Consider the following 19,937-nt stretch of genomic DNA (forward strand, 5'->3'; position numbering starts at 1 on the left):
TCTAGGAGGTTGAGAGCCGGGCCCACGCCCTTCTCTCCCTCTCCACCTCCCACACATGACCCCTCGATATTCCACCGCGTCCGTGCTCGGGCGGCTCCGCGGCCTCGTCTTCCTTTTTTCCCTTCTGTTCGCCGGCTCGGCGAGCGCGCAGGGCGGCGCCGTTCTCGGCGAGACGCTCCAGGACGTGCTCGCCGAAGTCGGTCCCCTCACCCCGGTCGAGATCGTCGTGACCTTCGACCAGCAGGGCCCCCTCTCCTTCGTCCAGCGGACGGCGCTCTCAGCGCTCGGCGGCGGCGGCGTCTTCTTCGAGAGCCTTCCGATGGCGGGCATCGTCGCGCTCCCGGCCCAGATCGGTCAGATCGCCCAACTCCCCGGCGTCGCGTCGGTGTGGCTGAACGAGGAACTGACCTACTTCAACGAGGGCTCACGCCAGATCACCGGCGTCGACCGGCTCCGCACCGACCCCTCATTCCGGACGAGCCAGGGCCTCCCGTACTCGGGGCAGGGCGTGACCGTCGTCGTCAACGACTCGGGCATCGACGCGACCCACGCCGACCTGCCGATGGGGTCGAAGGTCGTCGCCAACGTCCAGGGCGCCACGAACCTCAACGCGGTCTCGACGCTCCTCCCGATCACATACATCGAGGGGACGCCCAACACCGACACGAACTCGGGCCACGGCACGCACTGTGCCGCGACCGTCGCCGGCCTCGGCGTGCGGAGCGCGGGCCAGCACGCGGGCGTCGCCCCGGGCGCCGACCTCGTCGGCTACGGCTCGGGCGCCGTCATCGCCATCCTCGACGGGCTCGGTGGCTTCGACTACGCGATCACCCACCAGTTCAGCTTCCAGAACCCGATCCGCGTCATCACCAACTCGTGGGGCTCCGACGGCGAGTTCGCCCCGGAGAGCCCGATCGTCCAGGCGAGCTACCGGGCCTACCAGCGCGGGATCGTCACGCTGTTCGCGGCCTCGAACAGCGGCCCGGGCGAGGACACGCACAACATCTACGCGCAGGCCCCCTGGGTCCTGTCGATCGGCGCCGGCGACAAGATCGGCGGCCTCGCCAGCTTCTCGAGCCGCGGCAAGAAGGGCGAGGGCTACGACTTCCAGACCTTCGACGGCCAGACCTGGACCTACAAGAACGACATCACGGTCGTCGGCCCCGGCGTCGACATCATCTCGGCACGCGCCGCGACGAACCTCGGCGCCAACGGCGGCGACGCCGACGTCGACGCGATCCCGCCGGCCCAGCTCCCGTTCTACACGATGATCTCGGGGACGTCGATGTCGACCCCGCACGTGGCCGGGATCGTGGCCCTGATGCTCGAGGCTGACCCGACGCTCGGGCCGCTCGACGTCAAGCGGATCCTCCAGGAGACCGCCACCAACATGCCCGGCCGGGAGGCCTGGGAGGTCGGCGGCGGCTACGTCAACGCCTACGCCGCCGTCGCGGCCGTCCTCGGGCGCGACGTGAGCTCGGCCGGGTTCGTCAACAACCTCCGGACGTTCAACGCCAACGCCCTCACGACGCCGGGCTCGGCCTTCACCGTCGATCTCGACTTCTCGCCGGTCGGCGAGCGCGAGGTCCACGAGTTCCAGGTCGGGTCGGACGTGTCGCTCGTCAAGGCCCGCGCCATCGTGCCCTCGAACACGATCGCCGTCGTCCTCGAGTCGCCGACCGGCAAGCGGTACGGCTCGGGCATCACGCTCCCGCTCCTCGGCGAGATCGCCGGGACCTCAGGCCCGGGCGAGCCGGGGACGTGGAAGGTCTACATCTCCGGCATCGGCTCGGTCTCGGGCGTCGGGCTCGACCCGCTCGGCGTGACGAACGGGACAGCGCTCCCGGGCACGATCTCGGTCGACGTCGAGACGGTCCGGACGAGCGGGTTCTCCGGCCTCGGTGACATCGCCGGGCACCCCGCACAGGCGTTCATCCAGAACGGTGTCTCGCGGCGCGTCATCGATGGCCGTGCGAACGGGACGTTCGGGCCGAACGCCCCGCTCCTCCGCCAGGAGCTCGCGCAGTTCCTTGTCATGGGAGCCGGCGTCCGCCAGACGATCGGGTCGCCGGTCTTCACCGACGCCGTCGCGACCGGGCTCGCGCCGTACGCCCGGGCCGTCGCCGCCAGCGGCGCCGCGCTGAAGGACCGGCAGGGCTTCGCGCCCGGCCTCGTCCGTCTCCAGAACGGCCAGTTCAACGGGACCGGGACGGTCAACCGCGCCGACCTCGCGTACTCGCTCGTGGGGGCCCTGGGGCTCCACGGCGTGGCATCTGGCTACACCGGCGACGTGTTCGTCTCCTACGACGGCCAGCGGATCAAGCTCTCCGACTCGAACGCGATCCCGCAGAGCCTCAGGGGTTACGTCCAGCTCGCGCTCGACGCCGGGCTCCTCAACGCCCGGTTCGCGCTCACGCAGGGGCCGTTTGACCTCGAGCCCAAGCTCACGGCCAGCTTCTCGCCGGGCGAAACCGTCACGCGCGGAGCCTACGCCGTCGCCGCCGTCCGCCTGCTCGACGTCTACGGCCCGACCGACCCGGCCGCGCAGTCGACGAACGGTGGGACGCAATCGTCGGGCTTCGGTCTCCCGGCCCTCGCCACGGCCGATGACGCCGGCGCCCTCGCCCTCGACGGCGCTGCGCCGAACCCGACCGCGGGCCGCGCCCGGATTGCGTTCTCGCTCGCTGAGGCCGGCCTGGCCCGCCTCGCCGTCTACGACCTGCTCGGCCGTGAGGTCGCCGTCCTCGCCGACGGCCCGCTCGCCGAGGGCGCCCACGAGGTGAGCCTCGACGCGTCGGCCCTCGCGACTGGCTCCTACGTGTACCGGCTCACGGCCGGTGACCAGTCGCTCGTCCGCCAGCTGACGGTGGTGAGGTAACCCCCGGCGGACGACAGAGCGCGCGGGGCGTGGCCATCACGGTCGCGCCCCGCGCCGTTTTGGGGGCCGGGTGCATTTGCCTTGGCGCCGAGGCGGACGGGGTGGGGCGATCCCCGGCATGGGGGGGGCGGGCTAACAGCCGCGCGCCGACCGGCGATACCCCGTGGGCTCGGGCCCGACGGGCCCCCCACCACAGCACCGGGCTTCATGTTCACTCTGTCCCTGGCCGTCGGCCTGGCCGCGCTCGCCGGATCTGTCGCCCTGTTCCGAGAGTCGAGGCGCGGGGAGGACGCGGCGGACCTGCCGCCGAGCCACCCGTCGCTCCCGTCGCTCGCCGAGCCGAGGCGGACCGACTGACCGGATCAACGGCCGCGGGCTTTGTCGAAGGCCTCGGCCAATCGCTCGCCGGCCTCGCGGTCGAACTGCTCCAGCATCGGCTCGTCGTCGTTGCGGGAGCCGTCGAACGGCGACTCCCCGCCGTCCTCCATCTCGATCACGAGCCGGCCGTCCTCGTAGCGGACGTCGCGGACCTCGTCGAGCGGGACGCTCACGGCCATCGCGAGGCCCTGCGCCACGGCGCCCGTCACGGCTTGCGCGATGGTCCTTCCCAGGCCGCTCTCGTCTCCGGTCTCGTCGGCCATCTCCGACTGGATCCGCGCCCGGAGCTCCGGCGAGAGGCGCGTGTAGAGGACGCTGTCGGTCACGCCGAGCTCGATCTCGCCGTCGCGCGTCGACACGGCGTCGATGGGCGTGCCCGGCAGGCGCGACGAGAGGTCGACGTCGTCGAGGTCGAAGTGGAGGTCGGACGTCTCGCGCTCGACCTCCTCGGCGACGTTCTCGTCGGGATCGGGTGATCCGCAGGCGGCGAGGGCCGACAGGCCGGCGACGCTGAGGAGGGCGGTGAGGAGGGAGCGGCGCATGGCTCGGGGGGAGGGAGAAGACCCCGCTGGGACGCGGCCTACTGGCTCAGGGACTGGCGACGCGTCTCGGCGAACGCCTCGGAGGGCCGCCACTGAGGCGCGAGGTCGCTCGCGGCGAGGGCGTAGCCGAGACGGAAGGCGACCCGCGTCTGTTGCAGGATGCCGCCGAACGACAGGTCGTCGGTGAGCTCGTCCGCCGGCTGGTGGTACCGGTCGGCGCGGTAGGCGTCGCGGACCTGCTGCCCGTAGTCGGCCGGGCGGTTCCGGTAGCGGTCGCCCGTGTTGACGAACACGGCCGGGACGCCGCCCCGCGCGAAGGCGAGCTGGTCGGACCGGAAGAAGAGGCCCTGGCTCGGCGCGGCGTCGCCGGAGACCGTCATCCCCTCGGCCGCCGCCGCCCGCTCCAGGAGCGCCCGCAGGTCGCTCCGCTCCGACCCGATGCCCACGATGTCGTCGGTCTCCCCGAAGAGGTTGCCGCTGTCGACGTTGACGTTGGCGACCATCTGGCCGAGCGGGACCGGCGGGTGCTCGGCGAAGTAGGCCGACCCGAGGAGCCCGGCCTCCTCGGCCGTGAACGTGACGAAGTAGACGGTCCGGTCGAGGGGGCCGCCGTTGGCCTCCCGCGCCTCGACGAACGCCTCGGCGATCTCGATCATCATGGCCACACCCGAGGCGTTGTCGATGGCCCCGTTGTAGATCCCGTCCTGCCCGGCCGCGACGAGGTCGTCGTTCGTCCCGAGGTGGTCGTGGTGGGCGCCGTAGACGATGGCCTCCGCGCTCCGCCCCGGCAGCTTCGCGACGACGTTCTGGCCGACGAGGCTCGCGGTCTGCTCGACCTCCATCGAGACGCTGGCGGTCACGGGCAACTCGACGGGCGTGAAGCCCCGCGTGCCGGCCCGCTCCATCCACTCCTCCAGCGACGCGCCCGACATCTCGGCGAGCGCCGCGCCCGCGTCCCGGCTGATCCAGCCGCGGACCTCGAGCGCGCCCTCCGGCGGCTCGGCGCCGGACGGGTGCGCCCCGAACGCGTCGTCGGCCACGACGCCGAACGGGTAGCCGGCAGTCTCCTCGGTGTGGATGAGGAGGATGCCGCGGGCCCCGCGCCGGCGGGCCTCCTCGTACTTGTAGGTCCAGCGGCCGTTGTACGTCATCGTGTCGGCCTGGAAGAGGGTCGGCTCTTCGGCCGTCGCGGGCGGGTCGTTGACGAACGACACGACGACCTTGCCGGCCACGTCGGTGCCGGCGTAGTCGTCCCAGTCGTAGCCTTCGGCCGTGATGCCGTAGCCGACGAACACGAGGTCGGCGCCGTCGAGGGCGACCGACGACGCGTCGGCGTCGGTGCCCAGGGCGGCGTCCTCGACGAAGTCGAACGAGGCCGGCTCGCCCGTGTCCGGCGTGAACGTCAGCGGCGAGGCGTCGGTCACGCGGACGCTCCGGAGCGGGACGTCCTGGGTGAACGACCCGTCGGGCATCCCGCCCTCCAGGCCAACCCGCTGGAACTGCTCGACGATGTAGTCGACGGTGAGCTGCTCGCCGGGCGTCCCGGTCCCACGCCCGCCGAACTCGTCGGACGCCAGCCGCGCGATGTGCTCGCGGAGGCCGACCGTGTCGATGGCGGCCAGGGCCGCCTCGGGCGCGTCGGGGGCGGAGGAGGCGTCGAAGGCGACGACCTCGGCGGGGGAGACGTCGCCGCCCTCTTCGCAGGCGGAGAGCACGACGGGGCCGGCGAGGAGCGGGAGGAGAACGAGGAGGCGGCGCATCGGGGTAGGGGCAGTCCGCCCAGAGTCTACGCCGGCTCGCCATCGCTCGGCCGTGCCCGCCTCGGTCGTGTGCCCACCGAGGCGGACGGGGGAAGCCCCTGCTCAGTCGTCGCCGGGCGTGGTCGGGTCTTCGTCGACGGCCTCGTCGCCGTCCTCGACGCGGGGGCTCGACTTGAGGCTGTCGTCCATCTCGCGGCCGACGTAGGCGTTGCCGGCCTCGGCCACGCGGGCGCCCTCGTCGACCTCCTGGGCGGCCGGGGCCGCGTCGTCCTCCGGATCGATGGCGTCGTCGTCCTGGTCGGCTTCGGGCGGCTGGGGGCGGCTGGCCTGGCTGTCGGAGGCGGAGTAGCGGTGGCCGGAGGGTGTCGACTGGTCGGGGTGCATGGCGCGGAGGGGGAGAGGCCGGGTCGAACCCGCCGCGCGCGCTGCGGTTGCGCGCCGCGTCGGAGACCGAGGCGCCCGGCGGTACGTTGGAGGTCTCCCCGAGCGTCCCCCCGACCATGGCTCGACTGATTCTCTTCGCCCTGCTGGCGGCGTGCGCGGCCGTCGCGTCCGCGACGCCGCCGACGGCCCGCCTCGCCGACGCCCTCGACCGCTACCATGCCGTAGCCGAGGCGGGCGGATGGGGCGTGATCCCCGACGGCCCACTCGTCCGACCCGGCGAGGCCGACGTGGCGCAGGTGCCGGCCCTCCGCCAGCGGCTCCGCGCCGAGGGCGTGCTCGGCAGCGCCGGCGTTACAGGCGACGTGCTCGACGCCGACCTCGCCGCCGCGCTTCGTCGCACGCAAGCCCGCCTCGGGCTCGACGATGATGGGATCATCGGTCCGAAGACGCGCGCCGCGCTCAACGTGCCGGCCGGCCATCGGGCTCGCCAGATCGAGCGGTCGCTGGCCGCTCTCGACACGCTGGCCCTCCCGACGTCCGGCCGGTGGGTTCTCGTCAACGTGCCCGAGTACCGCGTGCGGGGCTTCGAGAACGGCCGCGAGGCGATCGCGATGAAGGCCGTCGTCGGCGCCGACGCGGATGGCTGGCGGACGCCCCGTTTTTCCGACGAGATCGAGTACCTCGTCTTCCGCCCCTTCTGGAACGTCCCGACCTCGATCGCCGTCGCGGAGCTCGTCCCGCAGGGGCCGGAGCGGCTCGCGGCCGACGGGTTCGAGCTCGTCCGCAGGTTCTCGCCCGACGCGGAGGTCCACCCGATGACGGCCGAGAACCTCCAGCGCCTGGTCGACGGCCACCTCCTGATCCGGCAGGCCGCCGGGCCCTCGAACGCGCTCGGGCTCCTCAAGGTGATGCTGCCCAACGCCCAGAACATCTACCTCCACGACACCCCGGCCAAGGCGCACTTCGCCCGCGACGAGCGCGCCCTGAGCCACGGCTGCGTCCGGCTGGAGCGCCCGGCGGCGATGGGCGCGTGGCTCCTCGAGCCGCAGGGCTGGGACGAGCCGGCCGTCGCGTCGGCGATGGCCGAGGGCGGCTACCGGCAGGTGGACCTCGACCGGCGCGTGCCCGTCGTGATCGCGTACCTCGCCGCCTGGGCCGGCGACGACGGCGCCGTCTGGTTCGCGTCCGACCCGTACGGCCGCCTCGGGTAGCTCTGCCTCGGCCCCTCCGCCTCGGTGTCGAGGCGGAGGGGGGCAGAACGTCCGCGCCACCCGCACGGCGGGGTGGGGCGGTCCACCAGACCGGACGAACACCCGGCGAAGGGCCAAACAGGCAGGGGGCGGCATCCGTCCAAAGGGTAGACCACCCCCGACTATGCTTCAGCCCTACGCCCTTCTCGCCTGTCTCCTCGCCCTCGTCGCCTGCGGCGACGCGTCCTCGACCGCGCCCGTTTCGGGCGTGGACGGGACGGCCCCGGATCCGAGCGCGTCCGTCTCCACGACCGACCGGTCCGACGCTCCCGTCCGCCCCGTCGTCGACTCCTCGGCGACGTCGCCGGCCATGTCGGCCGACTCGCTCGTCGCGGCCCGAGCGCGGCTGGAGGAGGCTCGAGCGCGCTACCGCCGGATCGCCGACGGCGGCGGCTGGCCGACCATCCCGGAGGGCGACCTCGTCGAGCCCGGCGACTCGGCTGCCGCGCAGGTCGAGGCGCTCCGCCAGCGGCTCGCGGCGACCGGTTCCCTCGGCGACGCCGCCCAGGCGGGGGCGGTCTACGACGGGCCGCTCGTCGCGGCGCTCGCCCGGTTCCAGGCCCGCCACGGGCTCGTCGTCGACAGCCTCCTCGGGGGCAACACGCGCGAGGCCCTGAACGTGCCGGCCTCGGAGCGCGTCGCGCAGATCGAGACGACGCTCGACCGCTGGGACGACCTGCCGGACGTCCCGACCGGGCCCGACGCCCGCTACGTCATGGTCAACGTGCCCGAGTACACCGTGCGCGCGTTCGAGGGCGGTGAGGAGGCGCTCCAGATGGAGGTCGTCGTCGGCGCCGGCTACGACGACCGGGCGACGCCGCTCTTCCACGACACGATGGAGCACGTCATCTTCCGGCCCTACTGGAACGTCCCGCCGTCGATCGCGACCGAGGAGCTGGTGCCGGACGGGCCCGCGGCGCTCCAAGAGAGGGACTTCGAGATCATCAGCCACTACGCGGTCGACGCGACGGTCTACGACATGACGGCCGCGAACCTCCAGCGCGTGGCCAACGGCTCGCTCCGGATCCGCCAGGGGCCCGGCCCCGACAACGCGCTCGGGCTCGTGAAGTACATGTTCCCCAACGACTACGCGGTCTACCTCCACGACACGCCGGCCGACCAGCTCTTCGAGGAGGCCGACCGTGCGTTCAGCCACGGGTGCATCCGGCTCGAACGCCCGGCCGAGTTCGGCGCGTGGGTCCTCGGCCCGCAGGGCTGGGACGAGGCCCGGGTCCGCGAGAACATGACGACCGGCGATCGCCAGCGCGTCGAGCTCGAGGAGACCATCCCGGTCTACATCGTCTATCTCCCGGTCTGGGCCGACGCCGACGGCGAGGTCCACTTCTCGCAGGACGTCTACGACCTCCTCGGATAGATGGCCCAGATCCCCGTCGTCCGAACGCGCCCATCGTTGACGCCGGCGCTCCTCGCCCTGCTCGCGATGGCGGTGGTGGCCCTCGGCGCGCTGTGGTTGGTCCAGCCGGAGCCGGAGCCCGATCTCCCGCCTGCCGAGCCCGCGCCTGAGGGCTTCCTCGACGGCGCCGCCGGATTCGCCGTGCAGGTCGACGACCTCGCCATCCCCTATGACACGTTCGCTGTGACGGCGCTTCCAGGCGACACGCTCCGCCTCGAGGCCCTGTTCGTGGCGGACGCACAGGCCGGGGCCTCCGACGGGACGCTCGCCGAGGCCGGACCGCGCACGTGGCGCTGGGCGGCGCCCGAGACGCCCGGCCTCGCCCGCATCGAGGTCACGAGCGCCGAGGACGAGACGATCTCTCTCCACGCGTTCACGCTCGTCCCCTTCGACCACGAGTCGGACGCCATCGGCGACTACCGGATCGGGGACTACGAGGACGAGCCGATGGACGGGAATCCGGCCTACGAGGAGCCGCCGGGCTTCGTCCGCGTCACCCGGGAGCTCGCCGACGTCGACGTCGCGCCGCACTTCGAGCTCGGCCAGTTCCTCGCCAAGCAGGAGTCGGACTGGCCGAAGTACCTCGTCCTGAGCCCAGAGCTCCTCTTGAAGCTGGAGCGCGTGCTCTACGCCGTCAACGAGGCGGGTGTCGAGGCCCACACGCTAACGGTCCTCTCGGGCTACCGGACGCCGGCCTACAACGCGGCCATCGGCAACGAGACGACCTACAGCCGCCACCTCTACGGCGACGCCGCCGACGTCTTCGTCGACGCCGACGGCGATGGCGTGATGGACGACGTGACAGGTGACGGCGCCGTGACCGAGGCCGACGCCGAGTGGCTGGCGGCCGTCGTCGAGGACCTGGCCGACCAGCCGTGGTACGCGCCGTTCGTCGGCGGGCTCGGGATCTACGGTCCGGCCCCGCACCGGGGCCCGTTCGTCCACGTCGACACGCGCGGCGAGCCCGTTCGCTGGTAGTCGCCCCCGGGTGCGTCCGCCTCGGGCCCGAGGCGGGCGGAGTCGCGATCTTGCCGTTCCTCCCTCCGGTCCCGATGTCCACTCCCGACTACCGCCTCGTCGGCAAGCAGGTCCGCGTCCACCTCTACACCCGCGAGGGCCGGGTCCTCGGCGCCATCGAGGGCCGCGTGGCCGACGTGTCGCCGGGCGTGACGGTCGGGCAGGACGCCGAGGGGCGCGACATCAAGAAGGACCTCGTCTACGTCGTCGACATCGTGCCGGGCCGCGGGCCGGACGGGGAGGAGGTGCCGTACAAGAACTCGGCGGGCGCCGAGGGCGAGGGCTGGTTCGCGGTCCAGGACGTGACGGTGATCGACGGCGACGGGCCGCCGGTCTTCGCCAACTGATGCGGCGGGCGAATGGGCCCCGCCAGTGCGGTGGGCCGCTCAGTCGTCGAGGTCGGTCAGGTCGAGGATCGGCATGCCGGGCATCATGGGGGAGGCGCCGCTGAGCACCGTGCCCAACCCGAAGCCCGAGAGGCTGTTGTCGTCGGTCCCGTCGTCGGTCGAGGCCACGTTGAAGTGGCCCGTCACCGTGTCCCGACCTGACGGGAGGTGGCACCGGCCGGTCGACTCCTCGGGCCACTGGAGGACCTCGAACTGGAACGACCCCGCGATGCGGCCCTGCTCCGCGCGTTCGAGCACGAGCCGGCCCGCCGTGCAGGTCACGGCGGGGCAGTCCGACCCGGCGGCGGCCTCTCGCGCCCGACGGCGCTCCTCGTCGGTCATGGTGCAAACGTCCCATCCGTCGTAGATCTCCTCCAACTCGGCCATCCCGGCGAGCCCCCGGGGGATCTGGCCCGGCCCCGCGTCGAGCGCGCCCGTGAACCCGGACCGCATCACGTCCAGCATCTCGGCGGGGAACGGCGCCACGTCGAAGCCCGGCGCTTCGTCCTCGGGGTACCGGTCGCGATCGACGGCGCCGGGGATCATCTGCGCGCCGCCCTCGCGGCCGCTGAGCGTCGCGTGGAGCGTCATCTGGCACTCGTCGCCCGCGGCGTCGCCGACGAAGGTGGCCATCAGCTCCGTGGTGTTCCGACTGCGCGCCTCGGCGGCGGCCCGGTCGATGCTGGGTTGGCCCTCCGCCTGGCCCTGGGCGATCGCGGCGCGGGCCTGCGCGCGGATCTCGTCGATCTGCTCGCGCGACATCCCGCTCTGCTGGCCCTGGCGCTCCAGCCGTTGCATCATGATCTCCAGGTCGTCCAGCATCTCCTCCGCGTCCTGGGCCATCTCGGGGAGGGCCCGGTCGATGTCGTTGCCCATCTCGTCCGGCGTGACGAGGTCGAAGACGGCGCGGGAGTCGCTCCCGCCGCGGCACGACCACGGCCCCGGCCCGTTGACGGCGAACCCGGGCGGCAGCTCCCCGCCGACCTCGCCGGGCGTCGGGTCGTCGTCGACGTCGCTGCCGTAGAACCCGTCGACCTCGACGCGGAGCGAGAACTCGGCCGGCTCCGTGTCCGCGGCCTCCTCGGCCACGTTCGCCACGCGGACGAGGTACTCGATGGCGCCATCATCGGTGGGGGTGGCGAGATCGGTCCGCTCGACGGCCGTGTACGGCGTCGCGTCCTCGGCGGGGCGCCCGGCCACGTCGTCGTCCACGATGAGGTGGAGCGCGTCCCGGTCAGTGCCACCCTCGGCCTCGAGCGTGAACCGGACGTTGTACGGGATCGGGCTCGCGTTCGTGGGAAGCTGGACGCGGACGCGCCACGCGCGCGTGGCCAGCGGGCCGAGCGGCTCGTCCTGGGTCGCGGTCTGGTACAGCCCGGGGGCCTCCAACTCGACCTCCTCCAGGTCGCCGTAGAACCGGTCTGCTGTGAGGTACTGCGCCACGACCTCCGGGTAGAGATCGTAGAGCCCGCCGCGGTACGGCCCGATGGCGTCGTAGGCCGCGGCCGCCGCCCGCAGCCCGATGTCGACGTTGGCGACCCCGCCGTCGTCCCACGGCTCGACGCCGTTGAAGAGGAACTGGGTGTAGCTCACCTTCTCGGCCGGCGTCCGGCCGATGAGGTCGCCGATGGCGTACCAGAGGTACCACGTCCCGTAGTCGCAGGCCCACGAGACCGTCTCCATCGACGTCATGTCGGGCTCGACGCTCGACATCCGGTGCTCGTACGGCTGCGACCCGTGCACGAGGGGCTGGTCGAACTCGCGGACCCACGCGGCGCGGTACGACCCGTTGAACGGATGCCCGTAGGGGACGCCCTCCCGACCCTCCAGCCAGCGGATCTGGACCATCGCCGCCGTCCCCTCAACGAGCCAGTCGAGGTCGCTGTCGCCGAGGCAGCCCTCGACCTCGGACGGATCGCTGTCCAACCGACTCACCAGCGACGGGCTGGCGCCGTACTGGACGCCGTGGTACAGCTCGTGGACGGCCGAGGCCTCCATGAGCCTCCACGTCGGGGTGTCGGCCGACAGGAAGCCGGGGTGGGTCGTCAGTTTCATGAACCCACCGATGGAGTGCGAGGAGCCGATGGCCGACGGGTCGCTTCCTAGGAACCCGACGTAGGGCTCGCCACTCCCCACATTGACGTCGCCGTCGGGCGTGAGCACGAGGGGGCTCGGGAGCTGGAGGGACTCGAACCATCGGCTGGCGCTGGCCAAGAGCGCCTGGTGCTTCGCGGCGAAGGCCACGCGCTCCCCCTCGGGTTCGCCGTATCCGCTCTCCTCGAGGATGGTCCACTCGTTCGTCGGCCACTGGGCCGAGGCGGGCAGGGCGAGAACGAGGGCGAGCAGGGCAGCGAGCGTCAGGCGGCGCATGGCAGGAAGGGGAGTGGAGGGGACGCGCGGTCACGGAGCGCCCCGCCGGCGGCGAGCGCCATCGGGGCGAGGGGGGCCGCCTCGGCGGCCGGGCAGGCCTAGAGCCGGACGAGCTCGACGCGTCGGTTCTGCGCGCGGCCCGCCTCGGTGTCGTTCGAGGCCACGGGCTGCGTCTGGCCCATCCCGGCCGACTCGAGCCGGCTGGCCGCGATCCCGAGGCCCGTCAGCATCGTCCGGACGGCGGCGGCGCGGCGCTCGCTGAGGCTCTGGTTCGAGGCCGCGTCGCCCGTGTTGTCGGTGTGGCCCTCGATCCGGATGCGGAGGTCGGGGTGCTCTTCCATCATGGCTGCGATCTCCTGTACGACGGCGAACGACTCGGGCTGGAGCGTCGCGCTGGCCGTGTCGAAGAAGATCCCCTCGGTCACCACGCGGCCCTCGGCCTGGAGCGCGCCGTAGAGGTCGCGCCCGCCGGCCGCCACGCGGATGCTTGCGAAGTAGATCGGCTTCTGGCGGACGTCGGTGAGCTCGAACCGGAGCCGGTCCGAGCGGCCGAGGTCGGCGTTCGGGACGTTCGCCACGCGCTCCTCGCCGACGAACACCTTGACGTACGCGCCGTCGGCCATCACGCGGATGGGGAGCGTCTGCGTCTGAATCCGGCGGTCGTCCTGGACCGCCTCGACGACGCCGTCCTCACGGACGAGCCGCCCGACGCCGGTGCCGGCGTAGTTGTCGACGACGATCGCGTTCGTCCCGGCCCGCTCGCCGTCGGGGCCGACGAAGAAGAACCGGAAGTCGTTGTAGTCCTCGTTCCCGAAGTAGTCGATCTCGACGGTGAACGTCTCCGGCGCCGTCTCGGGCAGGACGACGTCGAACTCGCCGTCGGTCTTGGCCTGGAGCGCCCGGCCGCCGGCGTACGACACGATCTCCATCGAGCCCTCGCGGAACGTGAGCCGGCGCGGGAAGTCGCCGACGTTGTCCCGCGAGAAGTCCTCCTCGAACAGGGCGCGCTCGCCGGGCACGAAGTCGTAGTTCGCGTCGACGCCGCTCACCCCGGGCCCGCCGGCCCGGACGACGGCGTCCTCGGCGTTGGCCGTGGTGACGGGCGTGCCGCTCCGGTCGACGGGCGTGCCGCGGGCGTCGGTCATCACGACGGGGGCGCCGTCGCGTTGGGCCCGTTCGATGCAGGCCTGGTCGGTGAACACGCAGCGGACGGCGTTCTCGCCCGCGTCGAACATGCCGTCGATGGCCGACCGGACGGCGCGGTCGGTCCGGTAGTCGACCTGGCGGTCGACGGCGCGGCCGGCGGCGTCGGCCATCCGGTCCACGGTGGCGGCGCAACTGCTGAGGACGAGCGCCGACGCGACGAGGGGCAGGGCCAACGCGGTCAGCGCGAGGGGAGTGGGTCGGGACATAGGTCTGTGGGGGGTGCACCCCGTACTACGAGAGTTGGGGGCGACGCATGTCACCGCCTGTTGCCCCCGTCCAGTGCACGCGAGGGGCCGTTCCGGACGGGGGCGCCGACCGGATCGTGCTCGTCTCCCGCCGCCTCGGCGCCCCGATGGGGCCGGCCCGGGATCCGCCCGAGGCGAGACGAGCCAGGGGCGGGGGGACGTGTGGAGGCCTCCCGCGGACGGGCCAGGCTCCGCGCATCCTTCGCACACGCGACGCACGGGTGTCGCTCCGGAGCGCGATCATCGCAGACGTCTCCGGCGGGAGCGTCGCCCGCCCTCGCCCCTCCGCTCCGTGGTCGACTCCCTCTCCGCTCCGCCCCTCGAGGAGGCCCCGCTGCCACCGCCCGTCCCGGGGCGGGGCCTGCGCGGGCTCGTCCGCGACCTCGGCGCCTCGCTCCGCGGGACCGACCGTGACTACACCGAGGGCCCGCTCGGCCAGGCGCTCCTGCTCCTCGCCGTGCCGATGGTGCTGGAGATGGTCATGGAGTCCGTCTTCGCCGTGGTCGACGTGTACTGGGTGGCGTCGCTCGGCGCCCCGGCCGTGGCCGCCGTCGGCCTCACGGAGTCGGTCCTGTCGCTGATGTACGCCGTGGCGATGGGGCTGGCGATGGCGGCGACGGCGCTCGTGTCGCGGCGGATCGGGGAGAAGGACCCCGAGGGCGCCTCGCGGGCGGCGGTCCAGGCCGTGGCCGTGGCGGTCGCGGCGTCGCTCCCGTTCGCCGCCGTCGGCGTGTTCTTCGCGGCCGACGTGCTCCGGCTCATGGGCGCCGACGCCGAGACCGTCGCCATCGGCACGGGCTACACGGCGTGGATGCTCGGCGGCAACGCCGTCATCATGCTGATCTTCGTGCTCAACGCCGTCTTCCGCGGGGCCGGCGACGCGGCCATCGCCATGCGCGTGCTGTGGCTGGCGAACGGGATCAACCTGGTCCTCGACCCCCTCCTCATCTTCGGCTGGGGGCCGTTTCCGGAGCTCGGCGTGACCGGCGCCGCCATCGCCACGACGACCGGCCGCGGGCTCGCCGTCCTCGTCCAGCTCGTCGTGCTGATGCGCGGCGGGAAGCACCTCCGCGTCCTGTGGGAGCACGTCCGCCTCCGGGCCGACGTGATGGGCCGGCTCCTGAAGACGTCGGCCGGCGGGATCGCCCAGTTCGCCGTGGCGACGTCGTCGTGGGTGTTCCTGGTGCGGATCGTGGCCGAGTTCGGGGCCGAGGCCCTCGCGGGCTACACGATCGCCATCCGCGTCTTCCTGTTCACGCTCCTCCCGGCGTGGGGCCTGTCGAACGCGGCGGCGACGCTCGTGGGGCAGAACCTCGGGGCCGGCAAGCCGGACCGCGCCGAGCGCTCGGTGTGGGTGGCGGGCGGCGTGACGTCGCTCCTCCTCGGCCTCGTCTCGATCGGCTACATCGTGTTCGACGAGGCCCTCATCCGCCTGTTCACCGACGAGGCCGCCGTCGTCGCGGTCGGGGCCGACGGGCTCCGCGTGATGGCCTACGGGTACGTCATCTTCGCGTGGGCCATGGTGCTCCCGCAGGCGTTCAACGGGGCCGGCGACACGCTCACGCCGACGTGGATCAACCTCGGCTGCTTCTGGGCCTTCCAGGTGCCGCTCGCGTGGGGGCTGGCGATCCCGCTCGGGTGGGGGGTCGACGGCGTGTTCTGGTCCGTCGTCCTCGCCGAGTCGCTGATGGCGGCCGTCGCGGCGGTCCTGTTCCGACGTGGGACCTGGAAGGCGACCGTCGTTTAGCCCCGCCCGCCTCGGCGTCTCGTTGGGGCGACCGAGGCAGGCGGGCGCGAAAAACCGGGCGGCGTTGACGGACGGGGGGGCTGCTTCTCGGTAGGGGAGGAGGGGGACGCTCCCCCGACCCACCAGCCCTCCCGACGATGCGGTTCATGATCTTTCGCAAGGCCGACGCCGACACCGAGGCCGGCCTCCTGCCCTCCACTGACCTCCTCGAGGCCATGACGGCCTACAACGAGTCCCTGGCGCGGGCCGGCGTGCTCCTCGACGGCTACGGCCTCAAGCCGTCGGCCGAGGGCGCCCGCTACGACCACGACGGCGGCACCTCGACCCTCACCGGTGGGCCGGTCGCCGGAACGGACGCGCTTGTGGCCGGCATCACGGTCATCGATGCGCCCTCCCTCGACGACGCCGTCGCGTGGGCCCTCCGCTGGCCCCGCGAGGACGGCGACGTGACGCTCGAGGTCCGCCAGGTCCACGAGCCCCTCCCGTCGTTCCGCGCGCCGCGGCCCGACGGGCGCCCCCGATTCGTCGCGCTCCTCATGCACGACGAGTCGGCGGCGCCCGCGCCTGACGCCGCCGAGCAGGCCGCGATGGCCCGGTTCATGGCCGATGCCGCCAACGCGGGCGTGCTCCTCGAAACCGGCGGGTTGCATGCCACCGGCGACGGCGCCCGCGTCAAGTACACCAACGGCGACCCCAACGTCGTCCCCGGCCCATTCCCCGAGCCCAAGGTCATCGGCGGCTACGCCGTCTACCAGGCCGACTCCCTCGACGCGCTCCGGCCGTGGTGCGAGCGGTTCGGCGGGGTCGTCGGGACCGGGACGAGCGAGGTCCGCCCCGTCTTCGCCGACGCGGACTTCGGCGGGGCTCTGACGCCGGAGCTCCAGGAACGCGAGAAGGCCCTCCGGGCGCAGAGCGACGTGTGAGTCCGCCAGCCCGGATCCGGCCCTCCCGCTTCGGCGCCGAGGCGGGGGGGGCGGGGCGGCGGAAGCGGAGAGCGCCCGCGACGGGACGATGAGCGTGTCCACACGGCCCGGGTCGCCGTCGAGCGCAGCGGGTGCCTGGACGGGCCGGGCGCGAACCATCTGGCGCACGCCCCGTCACGTCGACGACGCCGGCGAGAAAGGCACGTGCCATCCGCCGCTCCGGGATAGGTTTGCGCGCCCTCCGGACACGCCGATGCACACGCACCACGCCATCGACTACCTCGAGTTCACCGTCCGCGACTTGGGCGAGGCCAAGCGGTTCTACACCGCCGCCTTCGGCTGGACCTTCACCGACTACGGCCCGACGTACGCGGGCATTCAGGGACCGGAGCGCGAAGTCGGTGGGATGGCCGAGGCCGAGGCGCCCCGGACGGGCGGACCGCTCGTGATCCTCTATTCCGACGACCTCGAGGCCAGCCAGCGCGCCGTGGAGGCCGCGGGCGGGACGATCTCGACGCCGCCGTTCTCGTTCCCCGGCGGGCGCCGGTTCCACTTTCTCGACCCGAGCGGGAACGAGCTCGCGGTCTGGGGAGAGGCCGAGTAACCGCCGCGCCGGCACGGACGCCAGCGGGGCGGAGCGGTCTACGCCGCGCCCGCCGGCGCCATCGGCCGGGTCTGAGCCTCATCGTCCTCCGCCTCGGTGCCGAGGCGGGCGGAGCCGTCGGGGAGCGGCTCGCCCGCGGGGACCGTCTCCAGCGAGACGCCCCCGCCCGGCGCCGCGTCGATCACGACGGCGTCGCCCTCGGCCACGAGGCCGGAGAGGATCTGCTCGGCCAGCCGGTTCGCCACCTGCCGCTGGAGGACCCGCTTGAGCGGGCGCGCGCCGAACGCCGCGTCGAAGCCCTCCTTGGCCAGCGCGTCTTTCGCCGCGTCCGTCAGCACGAGGCGGACGCCCTGGCGGGCCGCCAGCCGCTGGGTGTTCGAGAACAGGATCTCGACGATCTGGCGGATCTGGTCGCGCCCGAGCGGTCGGAACACGACGGTCTCGTCGATCCGGTTCAAGAACTCCGGCCGGAGCCGCTGGCGCAAGAGCGCCGTGAGCTCGTCCCGGAGCGCGTCCATCTCGGCCTCGGTGATCTCGCGGTCGGTGCCGAGCTTCTGCGTGATCAGCTCCGACCCGAGGTTCGAGGTCATGATGATGATCGTGTTCGTGAAGTCCACCACGCGGCCCTTCGAGTCGGTCAGGCGCCCGTCGTCGAGGACCTGGAGGAGCACGTTGTAGACCTCCGGGTGCGCCTTCTCGAACTCGTCGAGGAGCACGACCGAGTACGGCCGGCGGCGGACGGCCTCGGTCAGCTGCCCGCCCTCGTCGTAGCCGACGTAGCCGGGAGGCGCACCCACGAGCCGCGAGACGGTGTGCCGCTCCTGATACTCCGACATGTCGATCCGCACGAGCGCCGACTCGTCGTCGAACAGCTGCTCGGCGAGCGCCTTCGCCAGCTCCGTCTTGCCGACGCCGGTCGTCCCGAGGAAGATGAACGAGCCGAGCGGCCGGCTCGCTTCTTGGAGCCCGGCGCGGCTCCGGCGCACGGCGTTCGCCACGGCCTCGACGGCCTCGGGCTGCCCGACGACGCGCTTCTCGATCTCGTCCTCCAGGTGGAGGAGCTTCTCGCGCTCGGTCTCCAGCATCTTCGAGACCGGGATGCCCGTCGCCCGCGAGATCACGTCCGCGATGTCCTCGGCGTCGACTTCTTCTTTCAGCATGGCCCCGCCCTTCTGGACGTCCGCCAGCTTCTGCGTGGCCCCCTCTATGGCCTGCTCCAACTGGGGGATCTGGCCGTACCGGATCTCGGCGACCTGCCCGAAGTCGCCGTGGCGCTCGAGGTCGGCCGCCTCGATCTTGAGCCGGTCGATCTCGGCCTTCGAGTCCTTGATGGTCGTCACGAGGTCGCGCTCCTGCTCGTACTTCGCGCGGAGCCGGTCGCGCTCCTCCTCGAGGTTGGCCAGCCGCTCGGTGATCGCCTCGACCTGGGCGTCGTCGCCCTCGCGCTTGACGGCCTCCCGGGCGATCTCCTGCGTGCGGATTTCTCGCTCGACCTGATCGAGCTCCTCCGGCGTCGAGTCGATCTCGATGCGGAGCCGGGACGCGGCCTCGTCGATGAGGTCGATGGCCTTGTCGGGGAGGAAGCGGTTCGTGACGTAGCGGTCCGATAGCTCGGCCGCGGCCACGATCGCGCCGTCCGTGATTCGGACGCCGTGGTGGACCTCGTAGCGGTCCTTGATCCCGCGGAGGATGGCGACCGTGTCGTCCACGCTCGGCTCGTCTACGAGGACCATCTGAAAGCGCCGCTCCAGGGCCTTGTCCTTCTCGAAGTACTTCTGGTACTCGTCGAGCGTCGTCGCGCCGACGGCCCGGAGCTCGCCGCGCGCGAGGGCCGGCTTGAGGATGTTGGCCGCGTCCATGGCGCCCTCGCCGCCGCCCGCGCCCACGAGCGTGTGGATCTCGTCGATGAACAGGATGACCTCGCCGTCGGAGTCGGTCACGTCCTTGACCACGGCCTTGAGCCGGTCCTCGAACTCGCCGCGGTACTTGGCCCCCGCGATGAGCGCGCCCATGTCGAGCGCGAGGATCCGCTTGCTCTGGAGCCCTTCGGGCACGTCGCCCTCGACGATCCGGATCGCCAGCCCCTCAGCGATCGCCGTCTTGCCGACGCCGGGCTCGCCCACGAGCACGGGGTTGTTCTTCGTCCGCCGCGAGAGGATCTGCAAGACCCGCCGGATCTCGTCGTCGCGCCCGATGACGGGGTCGATCTTGCCCTTCCGGGCCGCCTCGTTGAGGTCGCGGGCGTAGCGGTTGAGCGCGTCGTACTTGGACTCGGCGTAGGGGTCCTGCACGCGCTGCCCGCCGCGGACGTCGCGGAGGACCTTGAGGAGCGCGTCCTTCGTCACGCCCTGGCTCTGGAGCGCGTTGGCGGTCGCGCCGTCGCCCTCGGCGAGCGCCATCAGCAGGTGCTCGCTGGCGACGTACTCGTCGCCGAGCGCCTCGGCCTCCTTGAGCGCCCGGTCGAACGCCTTGTTGAGGTCGGTCCCGACGTACTGGCCCGACACGCTCGCGCCGGTCACGGTCGGGAGCTTGTCGATGGACCGGTCGGCCAGGGCCGCGAGCGTGCCGGCGTTGGCGCCGAGGCGGGAGAGGAGGGTCGGGACGAGGCCGCCCTCGTCTTGGAGGAACGCCTTGAGGAGGTGGGGCGGCTCAATGCCCTGGTGGTTCTTGGACTGCGCGATCTCGGCCGCCTGCTGGACGGCCTCCTGCGCCTTGACGGTAAACTTCTGGAGGTTCATTCGGGTCGGGTGTCGGGTCGCCGGGCGGGCCCGGCGGTCGGTGTCAGTCTCGCCCAATGACGAGCGAAGGGCGTGCCAGGGAGGAGGTGACTGTC

The 19,937-nt window shown here is 72.6% G+C and carries 15 protein-coding genes; 9 read left to right on the forward strand and 6 right to left on the reverse strand.

The genetic code is table 11. From position 1 onward, the window contains the following. Positions 1–55: 55 nt before the first annotated feature. Together BSZ37_RS07250 and BSZ37_RS21925 are read left to right on the forward strand one after the other, a co-directional pair. Positions 56–2,878 (forward strand): S8 family serine peptidase, encoded by a 2,823-nt coding sequence (locus BSZ37_RS07250; protein ID WP_095509908.1) that lies wholly within the window; start codon positions 56–58, stop codon positions 2,876–2,878. Positions 2,879–3,085: 207 nt separating this feature from the next. Then, a complete protein-coding gene (locus BSZ37_RS21925) occupies positions 3,086–3,235 on the forward strand; it encodes a hypothetical protein (RefSeq protein ID WP_179299513.1) in 150 nt (49 codons plus the stop codon). A 5-nt stretch (positions 3,236–3,240) separates the two neighbouring features. Here the strand turns inward: BSZ37_RS21925 and BSZ37_RS07255 are convergent, their stop codons facing one another. The 3 genes from BSZ37_RS07255 to BSZ37_RS07265 form a co-directional block, all read right to left on the reverse strand. Continuing rightward, a complete protein-coding gene (locus BSZ37_RS07255; RefSeq protein WP_095509909.1) occupies positions 3,241–3,798 on the reverse strand; it encodes a hypothetical protein in 558 nt (185 codons plus the stop codon). Positions 3,799–3,836: 38 nt separating this feature from the next. After that, positions 3,837–5,558 (reverse strand): M28 family peptidase, encoded by a 1,722-nt coding sequence (locus tag BSZ37_RS07260; RefSeq protein WP_095509910.1) that lies wholly within the window; start codon positions 5,556–5,558, stop codon positions 3,837–3,839. 102 nt (positions 5,559–5,660) lie between these two features. Then, the gene (locus tag BSZ37_RS07265) at positions 5,661–5,942 is read right to left on the reverse strand and encodes a hypothetical protein (RefSeq protein WP_095509911.1); all 282 of its coding nucleotides are present in this window, start codon (positions 5,940–5,942) and stop codon (positions 5,661–5,663) included. A gap of 116 nt (positions 5,943–6,058) precedes the next feature. Here BSZ37_RS07265 and BSZ37_RS07270 point away from each other — a divergent pair, with 116 nt between their 5' ends. From BSZ37_RS07270 to BSZ37_RS07285, 4 genes are all read left to right on the forward strand, one after another. Continuing rightward, positions 6,059–7,153, forward strand: a complete 1,095-nt coding sequence (locus tag BSZ37_RS07270) for a L,D-transpeptidase family protein (RefSeq protein ID WP_095509912.1) — start codon at positions 6,059–6,061, stop codon at positions 7,151–7,153. A 163-nt stretch (positions 7,154–7,316) separates the two neighbouring features. Then, positions 7,317–8,567 (forward strand): L,D-transpeptidase family protein, encoded by a 1,251-nt coding sequence (locus tag BSZ37_RS07275; protein ID WP_095509913.1) that lies wholly within the window; start codon positions 7,317–7,319, stop codon positions 8,565–8,567. Further along, complete coding sequence (locus BSZ37_RS07280) at positions 8,568–9,584, forward strand: D-Ala-D-Ala carboxypeptidase family metallohydrolase (protein ID WP_095509914.1); 1,017 nt, start codon at positions 8,568–8,570, stop codon at positions 9,582–9,584. 74 nt (positions 9,585–9,658) lie between these two features. Then, entirely contained in the window at positions 9,659–9,970 is a 312-nt protein-coding gene (locus BSZ37_RS07285; protein ID WP_095509915.1) for a hypothetical protein, read from the forward strand. Positions 9,971–10,009: 39 nt separating this feature from the next. Here BSZ37_RS07285 and BSZ37_RS07290 read toward each other — a convergent pair whose 3' ends face one another. Then, entirely contained in the window at positions 10,010–12,379 is a 2,370-nt protein-coding gene (locus BSZ37_RS07290) for a hypothetical protein (RefSeq protein ID WP_095509916.1), read from the reverse strand. A 98-nt stretch (positions 12,380–12,477) separates the two neighbouring features. Further along, the gene (locus BSZ37_RS07295) at positions 12,478–13,791 is read right to left on the reverse strand and encodes an OmpA family protein (protein WP_095509917.1); all 1,314 of its coding nucleotides are present in this window, start codon (positions 13,789–13,791) and stop codon (positions 12,478–12,480) included. Positions 13,792–14,122: 331 nt separating this feature from the next. Between BSZ37_RS07295 and BSZ37_RS07300 the strand changes: the two genes are divergently transcribed. From BSZ37_RS07300 to BSZ37_RS07310, 3 genes are all read left to right on the forward strand, one after another. Further along, positions 14,123–15,577 carry an MATE family efflux transporter gene (locus BSZ37_RS07300; protein ID WP_218830430.1) on the forward strand — a complete coding sequence of 485 codons (1,455 nt, stop codon included), beginning with the start codon at positions 14,123–14,125 and terminating at the stop codon, positions 15,575–15,577. 146 nt (positions 15,578–15,723) lie between these two features. After that, on the forward strand, positions 15,724–16,500 hold the full coding sequence (locus BSZ37_RS07305) for a YciI family protein (protein ID WP_218830431.1): 777 nt from the start codon (positions 15,724–15,726) through the stop codon (positions 16,498–16,500). Positions 16,501–16,753: 253 nt separating this feature from the next. Further along, positions 16,754–17,104: a VOC family protein gene (locus BSZ37_RS07310; protein WP_095509919.1), complete on the forward strand. Its 351-nt coding sequence runs from the start codon at positions 16,754–16,756 to the stop codon at positions 17,102–17,104. A gap of 38 nt (positions 17,105–17,142) precedes the next feature. On the opposite strand, the gene clpB is transcribed toward BSZ37_RS07310, so the two are convergent. Further along, positions 17,143–19,842 (reverse strand): ATP-dependent chaperone ClpB, encoded by a 2,700-nt coding sequence (gene clpB / locus BSZ37_RS07315; RefSeq protein ID WP_095509920.1) that lies wholly within the window; start codon positions 19,840–19,842, stop codon positions 17,143–17,145. Positions 19,843–19,937: the final 95 nt, after the last annotated feature.

It is taken from the genome of Rubrivirga marina (genome assembly GCF_002283365.1).
Taxonomy (GTDB): Bacteria; Bacteroidota; Rhodothermia; order Rhodothermales; family Rubricoccaceae; genus Rubrivirga; species Rubrivirga marina.

Coding starts and splice junctions, on each gene's coding strand:
- BSZ37_RS07295 (WP_095509917.1), bottom strand. CDS start 13,791: ATGTCCCGACCCACTCCCCTCGCGCTGACCGCGTTGGCCCTGCCCCTC.
- BSZ37_RS07285 (WP_095509915.1), top strand. CDS start 9,659: ATGTCCACTCCCGACTACCGCCTCGTCGGCAAGCAGGTCCGCGTCCAC.
- BSZ37_RS07270 (WP_095509912.1), top strand. CDS start 6,059: ATGGCTCGACTGATTCTCTTCGCCCTGCTGGCGGCGTGCGCGGCCGTC.
- BSZ37_RS07255 (WP_095509909.1), bottom strand. CDS start 3,798: ATGCGCCGCTCCCTCCTCACCGCCCTCCTCAGCGTCGCCGGCCTGTCG.
- BSZ37_RS07250 (WP_095509908.1), top strand. CDS start 56: ATGACCCCTCGATATTCCACCGCGTCCGTGCTCGGGCGGCTCCGCGGC.
- BSZ37_RS07310 (WP_095509919.1), top strand. CDS start 16,754: ATGCACACGCACCACGCCATCGACTACCTCGAGTTCACCGTCCGCGAC.
- BSZ37_RS07305 (WP_218830431.1), top strand. CDS start 15,724: ATGATCTTTCGCAAGGCCGACGCCGACACCGAGGCCGGCCTCCTGCCC.
- BSZ37_RS21925 (WP_179299513.1), top strand. CDS start 3,086: ATGTTCACTCTGTCCCTGGCCGTCGGCCTGGCCGCGCTCGCCGGATCT.
- clpB (WP_095509920.1), bottom strand. CDS start 19,842: ATGAACCTCCAGAAGTTTACCGTCAAGGCGCAGGAGGCCGTCCAGCAG.
- BSZ37_RS07280 (WP_095509914.1), top strand. CDS start 8,568: ATGGCCCAGATCCCCGTCGTCCGAACGCGCCCATCGTTGACGCCGGCG.
- BSZ37_RS07260 (WP_095509910.1), bottom strand. CDS start 5,558: ATGCGCCGCCTCCTCGTTCTCCTCCCGCTCCTCGCCGGCCCCGTCGTG.
- BSZ37_RS07275 (WP_095509913.1), top strand. CDS start 7,317: ATGCTTCAGCCCTACGCCCTTCTCGCCTGTCTCCTCGCCCTCGTCGCC.
- BSZ37_RS07290 (WP_095509916.1), bottom strand. CDS start 12,379: ATGCGCCGCCTGACGCTCGCTGCCCTGCTCGCCCTCGTTCTCGCCCTG.
- BSZ37_RS07265 (WP_095509911.1), bottom strand. CDS start 5,942: ATGCACCCCGACCAGTCGACACCCTCCGGCCACCGCTACTCCGCCTCC.